The sequence below is a fragment of the Streptomyces sp. NPDC110618 genome, from assembly GCF_055657065.1.
In genome coordinates this window covers 393,819-407,520 of sequence record NZ_JBVKBN010000006.1, presented here as the reverse complement: position 1 = coordinate 407,520, position 13,702 = coordinate 393,819, and the positions used below count along the sequence as shown (strand labels likewise).

Here is a 13,702-nt window from a genome sequence, read left to right as displayed (position 1 = left end):
AGGCCCATGTAGCCGAACATCGGCTTGCGGGAGAAGACCGGGATGACCTCGGAGATGATGCCGAAGAACGGCAGGGCGATGATGTACACCTCTGGATGCCCGAAGAACCAGAACAGGTGCTGCCACAGCAGGGCGCCGCCGTTGGCGGAGTCGAAGATGTGGCTGCCGAACTTGCGGTCCGCCTCCAGCGCGAACAGGGCCGCGGCCAGGACCGGGAAGGCCAGCAGGACCAGCACACCGGTCAGCAGCACGTTCCAGGTGAAGATCGGCATGCGGAACATCGTCATGCCCGGGGCGCGCATGCAGATGATCGTGGTGATGAAGTTGACCGAGCCGAGGATCGTGCCGAAGCCGGAGAAGGCCAGACCCATGATCCACATGTCGGCGCCGATACCCGGCGAACGCACCGCGTTGGACAGCGGGCTGTAGGCGAACCAGCCGAAGTCCGCCGCCCCGTCCGGGGTCAGGAAGCCGGCCACCGCGATCAGCGAGCCGAACAGGTACAGCCAGTAGGCGAACATGTTCAGCCGCGGGAAGGCGACGTCGGGGGCGCCGATCTGCAGCGGCATGATCCAGTTCGCGAAGCCGGCGAACAGCGGCGTCGCGAACATCAGCAGCATCACGGTGCCGTGCATCGTGAACGCCTGGTTGAACTGCTCGTTCGACATGATCTGCAGACCGGGCCGGGTGAGCTCGGCGCGCATGAAGAGCGCCAGCACACCACCGATCACGAAGAACACGAACGACGTGACCAGATAGAGCGTTCCGATCGTCTTGTGGTCGGTTGTCGTCAGCCATTTGATTTGGTCTCTCACGACCCGCCTGTGTCCGCGCGAACAGCGCACGTCACACTCGACGGACGCGACAAGAATCACCGAACCGGGGTGTGACGATCCCGGGGGTGCCGGACACGAACGGGACATGAGCGACGACGAGACCTTCGCCGCTGCCTATCGCGAGCACTACTGGGCGGTCAGCCGCTATGTCGCGCGCCGACTCGACGGCCGTACGGACGACGTCGAGGAAGTCGTCGCGGACGTGTTCACGGTGGCCTGGCGGCGCCGCGCCGATCTGCCGGCGGCCCCGCTGCCCTGGCTGTACGGCGTGGCGCGCAACTGCCTGGCGAACGCGGTACGCGGGCAGGGCCGACGGCGGCGGCTGGTGCGCCGGCTGGGCAACGACGACGCGGCCCACGGCCGGCACATCGAGGCGGGCCCCGACGCGGACGCCCCCGGCGCCTGGGTGCACGACGCGCTCGCCCGGCTCTCCCCGGCCGACCAGGAGGTCCTGCGGCTGACGGCGTGGGAGGAACTCGGCGTCGACGAAGTGGCAGTCGTCCTCGGCTGCGGCCGCCGCGCCGCCGCCATGCGCCTGCACCGCGCCCGGCGCCGGCTGAGAGCCGAGATCGACCGCATGTGCCCCACCATCCCCGCCAAGGAGTACGGCCGTGGCTGACGAACTCGACCTCCTGCGCAACGCCAACCCGGTGCCCACCGACGGCCCCCACTACGGCGACGGCCCCCTCGACGGACGGGCCGAGCAGCACCTCGCCCGGCTGATGCGCGGCGGTACGCCCCGCCGCGGACGCGGCCGGATGTGGGCCCTGGCGGCCTCGGCCGTCGTCGCCGCGCTGGTGTCGGCGCTGCTGCTCAGCGGCCGGACCACCGCTCCCGCGGTCGCCGCACCCCGCCCGCTCGTGGTGCGGGCCGACACCACCCCCGTCACCCTCGACGCCCTGGCCGCACGCGCGCAGGCCCGCGCCGACGGCTCACCGGCGCTGCGCAAGGGCACTCATGTGCAGTCCTGGAGCCTCGGGATGAGCGACGACGAACCCCCGGTCACACTCCCCGAGGAACGCGTCGTGCGCTGGCATGCCGACGACAGCCGCACGGAGGTCGTCGTCGCCACCGACCCGCGCCACCCCGGGCGCCCGGTCCTCACCGGCGAGGGAGAGGCCGTCGACGACGGCCATGTGCTCAGCCGCCGTACCTACCCGCCCAGTTGGAGCGACGCCCCGCCGCAGTCACCACCGCCCGGCGACCCCGCCCGCCTGCGCGCCTACCTGCGCGAGGCCGCGTACAGCCGTACGGACCTCACGACGGGAGAACTCCTCGACACCGTCGACGAGTTGCTGGACACCTGGACCCTCGGCGACCGGGAGTCCGCGGCGCTCGCGCGGCTCCTGGCGGACACGGGGGACCTCCGGCCCGCCGGTGAGGTCACGGACCGGCTCGGGCGGCGCGGACTGGCGTACGTCCTCGACCGGTCCGGCACCCGCGAGATGCTGATCATGGACCCGGCCACCGGCGCCGTACTGGGGCTGGAGACCACCTTCACCCGGGCGCAGCCCGAGTACGGCGTCAAGGCCGGTGACGTGATGGCATACCGCGCCTGGATGCGCTGATCAGCGGGCCCCTCTCACTCGTCCCACGCCTGGATCATGGTCTGTTCGACGATCTTGCCGTCCCGCAGCGAGGCCATCGACTCGGCCAGTACGCGCACGCCGTCGCCGTAGACACAGGACTCGCTGAAGGCCATGGTGTCGCCCTGGACGACGCAGTTCTCCAGCTTGTGGGTCATGTCGCGGCTGTAGACGTCCTCCAGCAACTCGCTGATCTCGTCACGGCCGTGCAGGACCCGGGGATGGCTTGGCTGGGTGTTGCGGTCCACGACGCGCAGCTCGGCGTCGTCCGCGTACAGCGACAGCAGCGTCGCCGCCTGTCCCTCGATGCCCCGACGCAGGGCTTCGGTGTCGAAGCCGGGGGTTGCCGCGGTGCCCATGGTGACCTCCTTGGAGACCCGCGGCCCTGGGGAGCGGGCCGCGCCGGCCTCACCTACGAGGCTCCTCCGCACCGGCGGCCTCGGCAAGCCCGGCGGAGCCGGTCCGCCTGACGAGTGAGCCGAGCCTCGGGGCCGTGTCCGGCGGGGGGCCGCGCGCGTTGCTCCCGACATGATCTCAACACGACGTATCGTCACCGCCGTCGGTCTGGCCGTGTCGGTCACCGGCCTCGCCGCCCCGATGGCGAGCGCGGCCGAGGCGGACGCCCCGGCCGGGAACCTCAGCCCGATCCGCATGCTCGACTCGCTCACCGTGAGCGACCTCCCCGAGGAGCACAAGGCGACGCTCCCGCGGCCCTCGCAGCAGCTCAACCAGCTCAACCAGGTGCCGGGCGAGCTGAACCAGCTGCACCAGGTCACCGACCTGGTCGCCCCGGTGACGAACCTCCTCCCGGGGATCGCGTACTGACCCCGCCCCACCCCCACCGCGAGGGCCGCCCGCACGCTCGGGCGGCCCTCCGACGGAAGTGACAGATGCCCGAGCCCCCGGACCGGTCGGTGCACTGGCAGCCACCCTTCCCCGTGGACGCCGCGCTGACCCTGTCCGCCCTGCGCCGCGGCCGCCACGACCCCACCCACCGGCTCGAATCCGACGGCACCCTGTGGCGCACCGCCCTGACCGCCTCCGGGCCCGTCACCTACCGCATCCGCCAGCGCCGCCGGGACGACCTCCGCGTCGACGCCTGGGGCCCCGGCGCCGCGGAACTCACCGACTCGGTCCGCCGCGAACTGGGCGAGCGGGACCGGCCGGACCTGTTCCGCCCCGAGCACCCCGTCCTGCGCGCCGCCGTCCGGCGCCTGCCCGGTCTGCGGGTGCCCCGCACCGGCCGCCTCTTCGAGGCCCTGGTGCCCGCCGTACTGGAACAGCGCGTCGTCGGCGTGGACGCGTTCGCCTCCTTCACCCGCCTGGTCCGCCGCTACGGCACCACACCGCCCGGACCGGCCCCGGACGGCATGCGCGTGCCGCCGCCTCCCGAGACCTGGCGCACCGTCCCGAGCTGGGAGTGGCGCCGCGCGGGCGTGGACCTGCACCGCTCCGCCACCATCGTCGAGGCGGCCCGCCACGCGGCCCGGCTGGAGGCCGCGGCCGACGACCCCGCACGCGCCTACGCCCTCATGGCACACCTGCCCGGCGTCGGCGTCTGGACCGCCGCCCAGGTCGGCCACCGCGCCCTCGGCGACGCGGACGCCCTGCCCCTCGGCGACTACCACCTGGCCACGATGACGGGCGTCGCGCTGCTCGGCCGCCCCCTGGCGGACGACGAGGTCGAGCCCTACTACGAGCGCTTCCGCCCGCACCGCTACCGAGTGGTCCGCCTCCTCGAACTCAGCCCCGGCGCCGCCCCGCGCCACGGACCGCGCGCACCTCGGGCCGGGCCGTTCCACTAGCCGGGCATGCCTCGGCCAGGTCCGCTCCGACAGGCCGTGTCCCAGCCGGGCGCACCGCGTGTCCTGGGCGAGGACCGCACACACGTCTGATACCCATCGACTTCTGGCCCCTCGCCGTCCCAAGGAGAACCCCATGGCCCCCACGTACGCCGTCACCGGTGCCTCCGGCCGCCTCGGCGGACGTATCGCCCGCCGGCTGGCCGCCGCCGGACTCCCGCAGACCCTGCTGGTCCGCAACCCCGCCCGCGCCCCCGAACTGCCCGGCGCCACCGCCGTGTCCGCCTCCTACGACGACCCCGACGCCGTCGTACGCGCCCTGCGCCCCACCGACGTCGTCCTGATGGTCTCGGCCTCCGAGACCCCCGACCGGGTCCAGCAGCACCGCACCTTCATCGACGCCGCGGCGGCGGCCGGGGTCGCGCACCTGGTGTACATCTCCTTCTACGGCGCCGCCCCCGACGCCACCTTCACCCTCGCCCGCGACCACTGGCACACCGAGGAGCACCTGCGGGCCAGTGGGCTGCCGTTCACCTTCCTGCGGGACAACCTGTACGCCGACTTCATGCCCGCCCTGGTCGGCGAGGACGGCGTCATCCGCGGCCCCGCGGGCGACGGGCGGGCGGCCGTGGTCGCCCAGGACGACATCGCCGACGCGGCCGTCGCCGTCCTGCGCGACCCGTCGGCCCACGCGGGCCGCACCTACGAACTGACCGGTCCCGAGGCGCTCGGCCTCGACGCCATCGCGGCCACCATCGCCGCCGTCACCGGCCGCCCCGTCTCGTACGTCCCGGAGACGGTGGACGAGGCGTACGCCTCCCGGCGCGTCCACGGCGCCCCCGACTGGCAACTGGACGCCTGGGTCTCCACGTACACCGCCATCGCCGACGGCTCCCTGGCCGGAGTGACCACCGCGATCGAGGACCTGACCGGGCACCCCGCCACGCCTCTCGAACAGGTGCTCCGCACATGACCCGCTTTCCGCCCGCCACATGCCGTTTCCGATCAGTCACGCGTAGGGTCGAAGCCGAGGACACCGACCGATGAAGTGAGGGGTCAGCACCATGGCGCAGCAGGTACGCGGCGTGATCGCACCGGGCAAGGACCAGCCGGTACGGGTGGAGACGATCGTCGTGCCCGATCCCGGGCCCGGCGAGGCCGTGGTACGCGTCCAGGCATGCGGGGTCTGCCACACCGACCTGCACTACAAACAGGGCGGGATCTCCGACGACTTCCCGTTCCTGCTCGGCCACGAGGCGGCGGGCGTGGTGGAGTCGGTGGGGGAGGGCGTCACGGACGTGGCCCCCGGCGACTTCGTGATCCTCAACTGGCGTGCCGTGTGCGGCCACTGCCGGGCCTGTCTGCGCGGACGCCCCTGGTACTGCTTCGACACCCACAACGCCAAGCAGAAGATGACTCTGCTCGACGGTACGGAACTCTCCCCGGCGCTCGGGATCGGCGCCTTCGCGGAGAAGACGCTGGTCGCGGCCGGCCAGTGCACGAAGGTGGACCCGTCGGTCTCGCCGCAGGTGGCGGGTCTGCTCGGCTGCGGGGTCATGGCCGGGATCGGCGCGGCCATCAACACCGGCAACGTCGGACGCGGCGACACGGTCGCCGTCATCGGCTGCGGTGGCGTCGGCGATGCCGCCATCGCCGGATCGAGGCTGGCGGGCGCGGCGCGGATCATCGCGGTCGACATCGACGAACGCAAGCTGGAGAAGGCCCGCGCGATGGGTGCCACACACACCGTCAACTCGCGTGGTACGGACCCGGTGGAGGCCATCCGTGAGCTGACGGGAGGCTTCGGCGCCGACGTGGTGATCGAGGCGGTGGGCCGCCCGGAGACGTACAAACAGGCGTTCTACGCCCGCGACTTGGCCGGGACGGTGGTCCTGGTCGGCGTCCCGACCCCGGAGATGAAGCTGGAGCTGCCGCTGCTGGACGTCTTCGGCCGCGGCGGCGCCCTGAAGTCCTCCTGGTACGGCGACTGCCTGCCCTCCCGGGACTTCCCGATGCTGATCGACCTGCATCTGCAAGGCCGCCTGGACCTGGGGACGTTCGTGACGGAGACCATCGCGCTGGACGAGGTGGAGAAGGCGTTCGAGCGGATGCACGAGGGTGACGTCCTGCGCTCGGTGGTGGTGTTCTGATGACCGCCCCACGCATCGAACGACTCGTCACCTCCGGGCAGTTCACCCTCGACGGCGGCACCTGGGACGTCGACAACAACGTCTGGATCGTCGGCGACGACCACGAGGTGATCGTCATCGACGCCGCGCACGACGCCGACGCCATCGCCAAGGCGGTCGGCGACCGCACCCTGAGGGCCATCATCTGCACCCACGCCCACAACGACCACATCGACGCGGCCCCCGCGCTCGCCGAGCGCACCGGCGCCACCATCTGGCTCCACCCCGACGACCTGCCGCTGTGGAAGCAGACCCACCCCGACCGCGACCCCGACGCCCACCTCCTGGACGGCCAGGTCATCGAGGCCGCGGGCGCCGACCTCCGCGTCCTGCACACCCCCGGCCACGCCCCCGGAGCGGTCTGCCTCTACGACCCCGGCCTCGGCACGGTCTTCACCGGCGACACCCTCTTCAAGGGCGGCCCCGGCGCCACGGGCCGCTCCTTCTCCCACTTCCCGACGATCATCGACTCCATCCGGGACCGGCTCCTGACCCTGCCCTCCGAGACGGAGGTCCTGACCGGGCACGGCGACTCGACGACCATCGGCGCGGAGGCGCCGCACCTGGAGGAGTGGATCGCTCGGGGGCACTGAGCCCGGTCAGCGCTCCTCGTACAGCTCCCACCAGGACTCGAACCAGGACCGCGTCTCCTCCAGGCGCTCCTCGGGCTGTACGTGGAGCGCCTCGGCGTTCTCGCCGGGGATGTGCACGTAGGACGTGAGTACGGTGCGGCCGTTCAGCAGGTAGAGCTCTACGGGGGGTTGGGCGGCGGCCGTCCGCACGGTGAACGACACGGGGGAGCCGGGCGGCAGAGCTGCCGCGAGGAGCTGCCGGGTGGCGTCGACGTCGCTGCTGCCTGTGCCGCCCATCAGGAGCAGGCGCACCCGGACCGAGGCGGGGCGGACGACGCGCTCGCCGACGCGCGCGAGTTGGGTGCGCAGGGCAGCCACCAGCGGGGCCGTGTCGGCGACGACCGCGTCGACGGTGACATGGGTTTCCTCGAACGCGGCGTGGACGGCCATGCCCAGCGCGGAGCCGTCGAGGTGCACTTCGCGTTCGTGGGCGGTCCGGGCCTCCGGCGAGGGGGGCCGTGCGATGACTGTCGCCTGCGCGCCGCGTCGGCGACGGATCAGACCCTCGGCCTCCAGTTCGCTCAGGGCGCGCCGGACAGTGCTCAGCGGCACTCCGAAATGCTCGGTCAGGAAGGCCTGTATGGGCAGCCTCGCGCCCACGGGGAGGATGCCCGAGGCGATCTCGCCGCGGAGGGTCGCGGCGATGGACTCGTGCGTGTGCCGCTCGGCGTTCGGATCGGGGGGAGCGATGCGGGCGAACGGCAGTGCGTCGACGGTGATGTCATGCGTGCCGTCCACGGCGGGGGAACGCCGCAGCGCCGGGAAGTCGTGCGGGCGGCGGTGCTCGTCCAGGTAGGCGGCCACCTCATGGCGGACCAGTTCCCGGACGGCGGTGATCTCCCGGCGCAGCCGTCCGCCGAGGAGGGTGTCGCGGACACCCGGGAGGAAGCGGAACTCCAGGTATGTGGGGTCCGTGTGCTCGTACGCCTCCCAGGGCTCAAAGAGCCCGCCGAGGGCGACCTCGGCGAGGTGGCCGTGGTCCGACCGCGGGAGCATGGCGCGGCGGACCAGGTTCATCACGGGGAGGGTGAGGGGCACGGCCGCCAGGTATCCGGCCAGTTCCCGGGCGCCGGGGGAGGCGCTCTCCTCGAACCGGCGGACGGCGCGCAGGGCGTCGCTGTCGTCGACGACCGGGTGCGGCTCGGCCGGTGTCAGGTCCGTGGACCAGTCGGCGTCGAGCGGGAGAGCCGGCAGGAGGCGCGGGCTCCCGCTGCCCGCGACGAGAGTGGCGAGCTTGGACAGGGCGGCCGGGGAGGCGTCCACGACGGGCAGCACGGCGGGGTTCCAGGTGCCGGTGGGCGCGGCGGGCGCGGGCGCCCACATCAGGCAGGGGTGCGGTGGTACGCCGCCGCGGTCCCAGAGGCGTTCGGGCAGCACGTTCAGCAGTGCCACCGCGCTGTGGCGGCTCCACTGGCTCACCGCGGCCCGCAGCGAGGGCCACTGCCAGGCCTCGGACACCGTGTCGCTGACGAGCAGGATCAGGCTGTGCCGGTGGCCGGTGACGAGCTTTTCGGGCTGTCCGCCCAGCGTGCGGGAGACCGTGACGCCCATGTCGGCGGAGGCGCGCAGGAACCACACACGCACGGTGCGGAAGAGGCCGATCCGGGTGAGCAGTGCGCGCAGTTCGGCGAGGAGGTCGTGCCACAGCAGCATCGAGCGGTGGGTGTCCACGACCAGGGTCAGATCGAGCCAGGGCTCACGGGCCGGGCGCATGACCGGCGTGAGCGTCCGATGGTCGAGCCCGGCCTCCGCGGTCGCCTCCTCGTCCAGTTCCACGCGGTTGCCGGGCAGGCGCCGGCGGCCCAGAGGGCGCAGGGCGCGCAGGACGGCGAGCGGGTCGTCGAGGGAGGCGGCGCGGGTGACGCGGACGGGGGTGCCGCGGCGGGTGCGGTGGTGGGGCGGTGGCTGTGGGACAGGGGCCGGTTGCGGGCGCGAGGCGGGGAACAGCAGGTCGCCGGTGGGCGGGGCGGCGGGCACGGTGCCGGGGTGGGGCGGCGGGGGAGCTGGAGGCGGCGTCGGCGGCGGCTCGGGGACGAGTTCCGGCAGGGGCGTGGCGGCTGTTTCGGCCCCGGAGGTGAGGCGGCGGGCCAGCCACAGGATGTCGGCGATCTCCTCGGGGCCCGCCTCGGCGCCCGCGTCCGCGATGATCTGCCGCAGCCTGTCGATCACGACGTCAGCCGCCCGGACTCAGGCCTTCGGTTTGGGTCGTCCCAGAGCAGCACCAAGGGCTGTTCGGCCGCGATGCGCAGTCGGCGCACTGTGCCGGGCAGCGTGCGCAGGTCGATCGGCTCGCTGGCCGGTGCGAGTGCCGTGGCCAGGTCTTCCGGGCCGCCGTCGGGCGGCTCACCCCGGCGCCATACGGCGATGGGGACACCGGAGGAGAGCACAGCCTTGAGTACGTCGCCCAGCCGGGCGTGCTCGACGCCGGCGAGGACGCACACGGGGAGGTCCTTGGCCTGCAGGAGCGCGGAGAGATTGCCCGGCGCCTCGGACTCGGACACGACCCAGACCGGCTGCGAGGCGTCCACCCGAGGCGCCTCCCAGCCGCCACGTCCCTGGCGCTCCAACGCCCGCCATTTCGCCCGCCACTTCTGACGCGCCACGCCTCTTCTCTCGTCGGGACAACGCACCACCACCTCGAAGAGCACGCCCATCGGTTCGGTGCCGTCCTCCGCCCCCGCGGGCACCGCCCAGTTCTCGAACTCCTCGTCGAGCAGTTCGCGGGGGATGTGGAACTCGACGCGCTCGATGTCCGGCGCGGTGCCGTCGGGGTCCTCGTCGATGTACCGCTCGACCAAGTCCGCGATCCGCCGGCCGACTTCAGCGCGCGCCATGGGCAGCGCGAGCGCGGTGCCGGACTCCCACTCCGAGGTGAACCTGCCCCGGTAGCGCCACAGGCGTATGAGGTAACCGCCGGGTTCCAAGGGGGCCTTGCCGAGCTGGACATGGAGCGCGCCGGGCTCCTGCGGAGGCTCCGGTGCCGGAGGCACGGGCAGGGCGCCGATGCGCGTGCGGGTCTGCTCCACCCAGGTGTCGAGGCGCGCACCCCACTCCCGGTCCGGGGCGTGCGCGGCGAGATAGCGGACGAACGGCAGGGCGAGCGGCAGTCCCGGCCTGCCCTGGTGGTCGTCGAGATCGCGGACGATCTCCGTGAGCCCGCCCTCGGGCACGGCGTCGGAGAGGGGAGCCGCACAGCGGCAGACGTCGAAGGCCCAGCGGTAGGCGTCGTGGGCGCAGGCGGGCAGGGGGTGTTCCCGGGCGAGGGCGGCGAGGCCGTCCCAGGCGGGCTGGTCGAGACGGGGGGCGCCGTCCTCGGCTTCCCCGGAGGCGGGCTCGACGAAGACGGCCGAGTCCTTCCACCCACGGTGGATCTCGAACGTCGGGGTCTGCCGGGCCAGGCCGTTGCCACGCATGGTCTCGAAGTCGCACTGGAGCCCCTGCGCGATCTCCGTCAGACGCTCGATGCTCCGCTGGACGCTCAGCCCTTCCAGCCGCTTCAGCAGAGCCTGGGTGAACAGGCCGGACCGCTGCCCCGGCTGGTTGCGCGCCACCTCGCCCGGCCGCGCGGCGTACAGGACGTACTGCTCCCGCCCTCCGACCCGCGGACCTTCGCGGAACCTGGTGTCCTCGAACCGCAGCCGCGCCGCCTGGCGTTCGTCCACCCTGCAGGCGTCGACGAGGGCGATCTGCCGCCGGAAGCGTCGGCGGCTTACGGAGTCGGACCGCCAATGCCGCAGTGCTGACCCGAGGTTGAGGTTGCTGAGGCTGGAGCCGCTGGCATCGGCGTAGGGGAGCAGCGGATCCCCGATGCCGTTCACGAAGCCATGACCGGCCCAGTAGATCCACAGGACGTCGCCGTCGCGGGAGGCCAGGTCGGTCAGGAGGGCGTGCTTGATGTTCGCCTCGGTCGCGGGCCGGGCGTCGGGCAGTCCGTCCGCGTCGGGCAGGGCTGTGCCGGGCAGGGGGGAGAGGAGCAACCGGACGTTGGCGGGCGGCACATGACCGCAACCGGTCAGCCAGCGCGCGAAGCGGTGGGCGTCGTGGGCCGCGCCCGGGAGCCGCCAGTCGCGGCCGAGAGCGTCGTAGGACTCCACGCCCACGACGAGGGCGTACGTTCGCTCGGCGAGCGAGTCGGCCTGATGGCTCACCCGCGATCCTTGTCTCTTCCCTCGGCCCTGACAGATCACGACCATAGCGTCCCGGCCCAATGCGCTTACGCGCGATGGGTGTTAGACCACATGATGTCGAACCAGCGCTTGGCACGGGCGACTGCCTTGACGCTGTCTGGATGGGGACTTTCACCGGAAGCGCTGTAGTGATGGAGCATGCCCCGTAGTTCCAGGACATCCGGGATGTCTCGCGCAGGGGGGAGACCGTACGGCCTGGAAGCCGGGGTGATCGAGTAGAACCCGGTGACGAGATCGGACTCGTTGAGCACGTAGAGCGTTTGCATGGGAGCGAGGACAGCTTCTCTGTGTTCGATGCTGCACCTGGACACCCCGAGCTCGCGAAGTTCGCTGAGCGAGCTGTCCATGGAAGCCATGTTCTGGCTCCTTATGGAGTGCAGCCGTTGTAACGGGTGGGCGCCTTCGGCAGCGCTCAAGGACAGCGCCGCCGGGAGTCCATCGTCGATTCGGGGCATCAGGATGCGAACACGGATCGACTCGGGGAGGACCTCTCTACTTGGCCTGGGCCCGACGTACGACCGTAGGTGTCGAGCGAGTGACTGTCCTGTCAGTGCGAACGCGTCGATGGTGACGGACCGGGATTCGAGGGCGGCTCGGATGCGGGAGCGCAGGCTGGTGCTGCGGCTTTCCCACAGCACGGCGTGCTTGGACGGTGACCGGACCACACGTGCCGCGGCCCCCTGCCGAACCGCGATGTAGCCCTGCTCTGACAGTTGCTGGAGTGCGCGCCGCACAGCGTCGCGGGACACCCCAAATTGTTCCGCCAGGAAGCGTTGGGTCGGAAGGATTGAGCCGGGAGGCAGAGCACCTTCGGCTATTTGGCTCAACAACGCATCCACGATCCGTTGCACGCTACTCGCCACAGCCCCTAGAGCTCCGATCCGGTCAAGAAACCCGACACAAGATGTCCGACTTACCAGGAACCGTAAACCCCGAACACCCCGCACACTCCCGCACCCGAAAGGCCGGACACCCATGCCCCAGCCAAAGCCCCTCAAGGACAAGGTCGCCCTCGTAGCCGGAGCCACCCGTGGCGCCGGTCGCGGGATCGCCGTGGAACTGGGTGCCGCCGGCGCCACCGTCTACGTCACCGGCCGCACCACACGAGATCGCCGCTCCGAGTACGACCGCCCGGAGACCATCGAGGACACCGCCGATCTGGTCACCGAGGCGGGCGGGCTCGGTATCGCCGTACCCACCGACCACTTGGAGCCGGATCAGGTCAAGGCCCTGGTCGACCGCATCGCAGACGAACAGGGGCGCCTCGACGTGCTCGTCAACGACATCTGGGGCGGCGAGCACATGTTCGCCTGGGACGCCCCCGTCTGGGAGCACGACCTCGACAAGGGTCTGCGCCTGCTCCGGCTCGCGGTCGAGACGCACGCGGTCACCAGTCACTACGCGCTGCCCCTGCTCCTGCGCCACCCCGGCGGTCTGGTCGTGGAGATGACCGACGGCACCGCCGAGTACAACCGCGACCACTACCGCGTCTCCTTCTTCTACGACCTCGCCAAGTCCTCCGTACTGCGCATGGCCTTCGCCCTCGCCCATGAACTCGGCCCCCGCGGCGCCACCGCCCTCGCCCTCACCCCCGGCTGGCTGCGCTCGGAGATCATGCTGGACACGTTCGGCGTACACGAGGAGAACTGGCGCGACGCGCTTGACAAGGTGCCGCACTTCGCGATCTCCGAGACCCCGCGCTACGTCGGCCGCGCCGTCGCCGCCCTCGCCGCCGACCCGGAGGTGGCCCGGTTCAACGGCGCCTCCCTCTCCAGCGGCGGTCTGGCGCAGGAGTACGGCTTCACCGACCTCGACGGCAGCCGCCCCGACGCCTGGCGGTACCTGGTGGAGGTGCAGGACGCGGGCAAGCCCGCCGACACCACCGGCTACCGCTGATCAGGCGCGGGGACCGTCACCGGGAGCCGCCAGCGTGCCGAGTGTCCGGGAGGCAGGCCCAGGTCCTCCCGGACCGCGGTGTAGTAGCCCTCGCGCCCGGCCCGCTGCCGGTCCAGCAGCGCCTGCCACGCCTCCGTGTCCGGCCGGCCCTCGCGGACGAAGCGCTCCATCTCCATCACCGTCACGACCCACGACCGGGCCTTCTCCACCACGTCCACGCTGCCCAGCATGAGCAGCGCCTCGCCCGCGGGGTCCCGCCCTTCATTGGCCTCGGCCAGCAGCGGCTTGGCCTCGTCGAGGGCGAGCGGGTCCGGGTGCGTGCCGCAGCCCAGCGCGGCGGCGACCCGGTAGGTGACCGTGACGGTCTTCTTCACCGAGCGCGCGTAGTCCGAGTACACCGCGAGCCGCCGCTCCTCCCAGCGGGCCGCCTCCTCGCGCCGGAAGCGGGCCTGGTCGCTGCGGACGAGCGCCAGGTACGAGCCGAGGGCGCCGATCACGACGCCCAGCAGGGCGGGGAGTTGCTGGAGGACCACATCCATGGGTGCACGGTAGCTGCCGAGTTGATCTCGACGGC

At 72.1% G+C, this 13,702-nt stretch carries 13 protein-coding genes and 2 pseudogenes; 8 read left to right on the top strand and 7 right to left on the bottom strand.

Annotated features, from left to right (window positions below; genetic code table 11):
* Positions 1-803, bottom strand: a pseudogene (locus ACZ7L7_RS15090) (cytochrome c oxidase subunit I); the annotation flags it as partial.
* A gap of 118 nt (positions 804-921) precedes the next feature.
* Between ACZ7L7_RS15090 and ACZ7L7_RS15085 the strand changes: the two are divergent.
* Positions 922-1,455 carry an RNA polymerase sigma factor gene (locus tag ACZ7L7_RS15085; protein ID WP_285512745.1) on the top strand — a complete coding sequence of 178 codons (534 nt, stop codon included), beginning with the start codon at positions 922-924 and terminating at the stop codon, positions 1,453-1,455.
* The gene (locus tag ACZ7L7_RS15080; protein WP_285512744.1) at positions 1,448-2,404 is read left to right on the top strand and encodes a CU044_5270 family protein; all 957 of its coding nucleotides are present in this window, start codon (positions 1,448-1,450) and stop codon (positions 2,402-2,404) included. The genes ACZ7L7_RS15085 and ACZ7L7_RS15080 overlap by 8 nt, the downstream gene beginning before the upstream one ends.
* Before the next feature lie 14 nt (positions 2,405-2,418).
* Here the strand turns inward: ACZ7L7_RS15080 and ACZ7L7_RS15075 are convergent, their stop codons facing one another.
* On the bottom strand, positions 2,419-2,781 hold the full coding sequence (locus ACZ7L7_RS15075; protein ID WP_285512743.1) for a nuclear transport factor 2 family protein: 363 nt from the start codon (positions 2,779-2,781) through the stop codon (positions 2,419-2,421).
* A gap of 169 nt (positions 2,782-2,950) precedes the next feature.
* Here ACZ7L7_RS15075 and ACZ7L7_RS15070 point away from each other — a divergent pair, with 169 nt between their 5' ends.
* The 5 genes from ACZ7L7_RS15070 (at position 2,951) to ACZ7L7_RS15050 (ending at position 7,006) form a co-directional block, all read left to right on the top strand.
* The gene (locus ACZ7L7_RS15070; protein WP_285512742.1) at positions 2,951-3,247 is read left to right on the top strand and encodes a hypothetical protein; all 297 of its coding nucleotides are present in this window, start codon (positions 2,951-2,953) and stop codon (positions 3,245-3,247) included.
* A gap of 65 nt (positions 3,248-3,312) precedes the next feature.
* On the top strand, positions 3,313-4,227 hold the full coding sequence (locus tag ACZ7L7_RS15065) for a DNA-3-methyladenine glycosylase family protein (protein ID WP_453607055.1): 915 nt from the start codon (positions 3,313-3,315) through the stop codon (positions 4,225-4,227).
* A gap of 133 nt (positions 4,228-4,360) precedes the next feature.
* A complete protein-coding gene (locus tag ACZ7L7_RS15060) occupies positions 4,361-5,197 on the top strand; it encodes an SDR family oxidoreductase (RefSeq protein ID WP_453607052.1) in 837 nt (278 codons plus the stop codon).
* Between the two features lie 91 nt (positions 5,198-5,288).
* Positions 5,289-6,374, top strand: a complete 1,086-nt coding sequence (locus ACZ7L7_RS15055; protein WP_472076032.1) for an S-(hydroxymethyl)mycothiol dehydrogenase — start codon at positions 5,289-5,291, stop codon at positions 6,372-6,374.
* A complete protein-coding gene (locus ACZ7L7_RS15050; protein ID WP_472076030.1) occupies positions 6,374-7,006 on the top strand; it encodes an MBL fold metallo-hydrolase in 633 nt (210 codons plus the stop codon). Before ACZ7L7_RS15055 ends, ACZ7L7_RS15050 begins: the two co-directional genes overlap by 1 nt.
* 6 nt (positions 7,007-7,012) lie before the next feature.
* Here the strand turns inward: ACZ7L7_RS15050 and ACZ7L7_RS15045 are convergent, their stop codons facing one another.
* The 4 genes and pseudogenes from ACZ7L7_RS15045 to ACZ7L7_RS15030 all read right to left on the bottom strand — a co-directional run.
* Entirely contained in the window at positions 7,013-9,214 is a 2,202-nt protein-coding gene (locus tag ACZ7L7_RS15045; RefSeq protein ID WP_472076029.1) for an SAV_2336 N-terminal domain-related protein, read from the bottom strand.
* Positions 9,211-11,193 carry a VMAP-C domain-containing protein gene (locus tag ACZ7L7_RS15040; protein ID WP_472076027.1) on the bottom strand — a complete coding sequence of 661 codons (1,983 nt, stop codon included), beginning with the start codon at positions 11,191-11,193 and terminating at the stop codon, positions 9,211-9,213. Before ACZ7L7_RS15040 ends, ACZ7L7_RS15045 begins: the two co-directional genes overlap by 4 nt.
* A gap of 65 nt (positions 11,194-11,258) precedes the next feature.
* Entirely contained in the window at positions 11,259-11,588 is a 330-nt protein-coding gene (locus tag ACZ7L7_RS15035; protein WP_285512735.1) for a hypothetical protein, read from the bottom strand.
* A 318-nt stretch (positions 11,589-11,906) separates the two neighbouring features.
* Positions 11,907-12,209 (bottom strand): annotated as a pseudogene (locus ACZ7L7_RS15030) (winged helix-turn-helix domain-containing protein); the annotation flags it as partial.
* Here ACZ7L7_RS15030 and ACZ7L7_RS15025 point away from each other — a divergent pair.
* Positions 12,208-13,128 (top strand): SDR family oxidoreductase, encoded by a 921-nt coding sequence (locus tag ACZ7L7_RS15025; RefSeq protein WP_285512734.1) that lies wholly within the window; start codon positions 12,208-12,210, stop codon positions 13,126-13,128. The pseudogene ACZ7L7_RS15030 and the gene ACZ7L7_RS15025 sit on opposite strands and share 2 nt — an antisense overlap.
* Here the strand turns inward: ACZ7L7_RS15025 and ACZ7L7_RS15020 are convergent.
* Entirely contained in the window at positions 13,119-13,667 is a 549-nt protein-coding gene (locus tag ACZ7L7_RS15020; RefSeq protein WP_285512733.1) for a hypothetical protein, read from the bottom strand. The genes ACZ7L7_RS15025 and ACZ7L7_RS15020 overlap by 10 nt on opposite strands.
* Positions 13,668-13,702: the final 35 nt, after the last annotated feature.

What these genes read in the sequence shown, in the direction of transcription:
- ACZ7L7_RS15065 (WP_453607055.1), top strand. Translation starts at nt 3,313, where the DNA reads ATGCCCGAGCCCCCGGACCGGTCGGTGCACTGGCAGCCACCCTTCCCC.
- ACZ7L7_RS15075 (WP_285512743.1), bottom strand. Translation starts at nt 2,781, where the DNA reads ATGGGCACCGCGGCAACCCCCGGCTTCGACACCGAAGCCCTGCGTCGG.
- ACZ7L7_RS15085 (WP_285512745.1), top strand. Translation starts at nt 922, where the DNA reads ATGAGCGACGACGAGACCTTCGCCGCTGCCTATCGCGAGCACTACTGG.
- ACZ7L7_RS15070 (WP_285512742.1), top strand. Translation starts at nt 2,951, where the DNA reads ATGATCTCAACACGACGTATCGTCACCGCCGTCGGTCTGGCCGTGTCG.
- ACZ7L7_RS15020 (WP_285512733.1), bottom strand. Translation starts at nt 13,667, where the DNA reads ATGGATGTGGTCCTCCAGCAACTCCCCGCCCTGCTGGGCGTCGTGATC.
- ACZ7L7_RS15050 (WP_472076030.1), top strand. Translation starts at nt 6,374, where the DNA reads ATGACCGCCCCACGCATCGAACGACTCGTCACCTCCGGGCAGTTCACC.
- ACZ7L7_RS15060 (WP_453607052.1), top strand. Translation starts at nt 4,361, where the DNA reads ATGGCCCCCACGTACGCCGTCACCGGTGCCTCCGGCCGCCTCGGCGGA.
- ACZ7L7_RS15055 (WP_472076032.1), top strand. Translation starts at nt 5,289, where the DNA reads ATGGCGCAGCAGGTACGCGGCGTGATCGCACCGGGCAAGGACCAGCCG.
- ACZ7L7_RS15025 (WP_285512734.1), top strand. Translation starts at nt 12,208, where the DNA reads ATGCCCCAGCCAAAGCCCCTCAAGGACAAGGTCGCCCTCGTAGCCGGA.
- ACZ7L7_RS15035 (WP_285512735.1), bottom strand. Translation starts at nt 11,588, where the DNA reads ATGGCTTCCATGGACAGCTCGCTCAGCGAACTTCGCGAGCTCGGGGTG.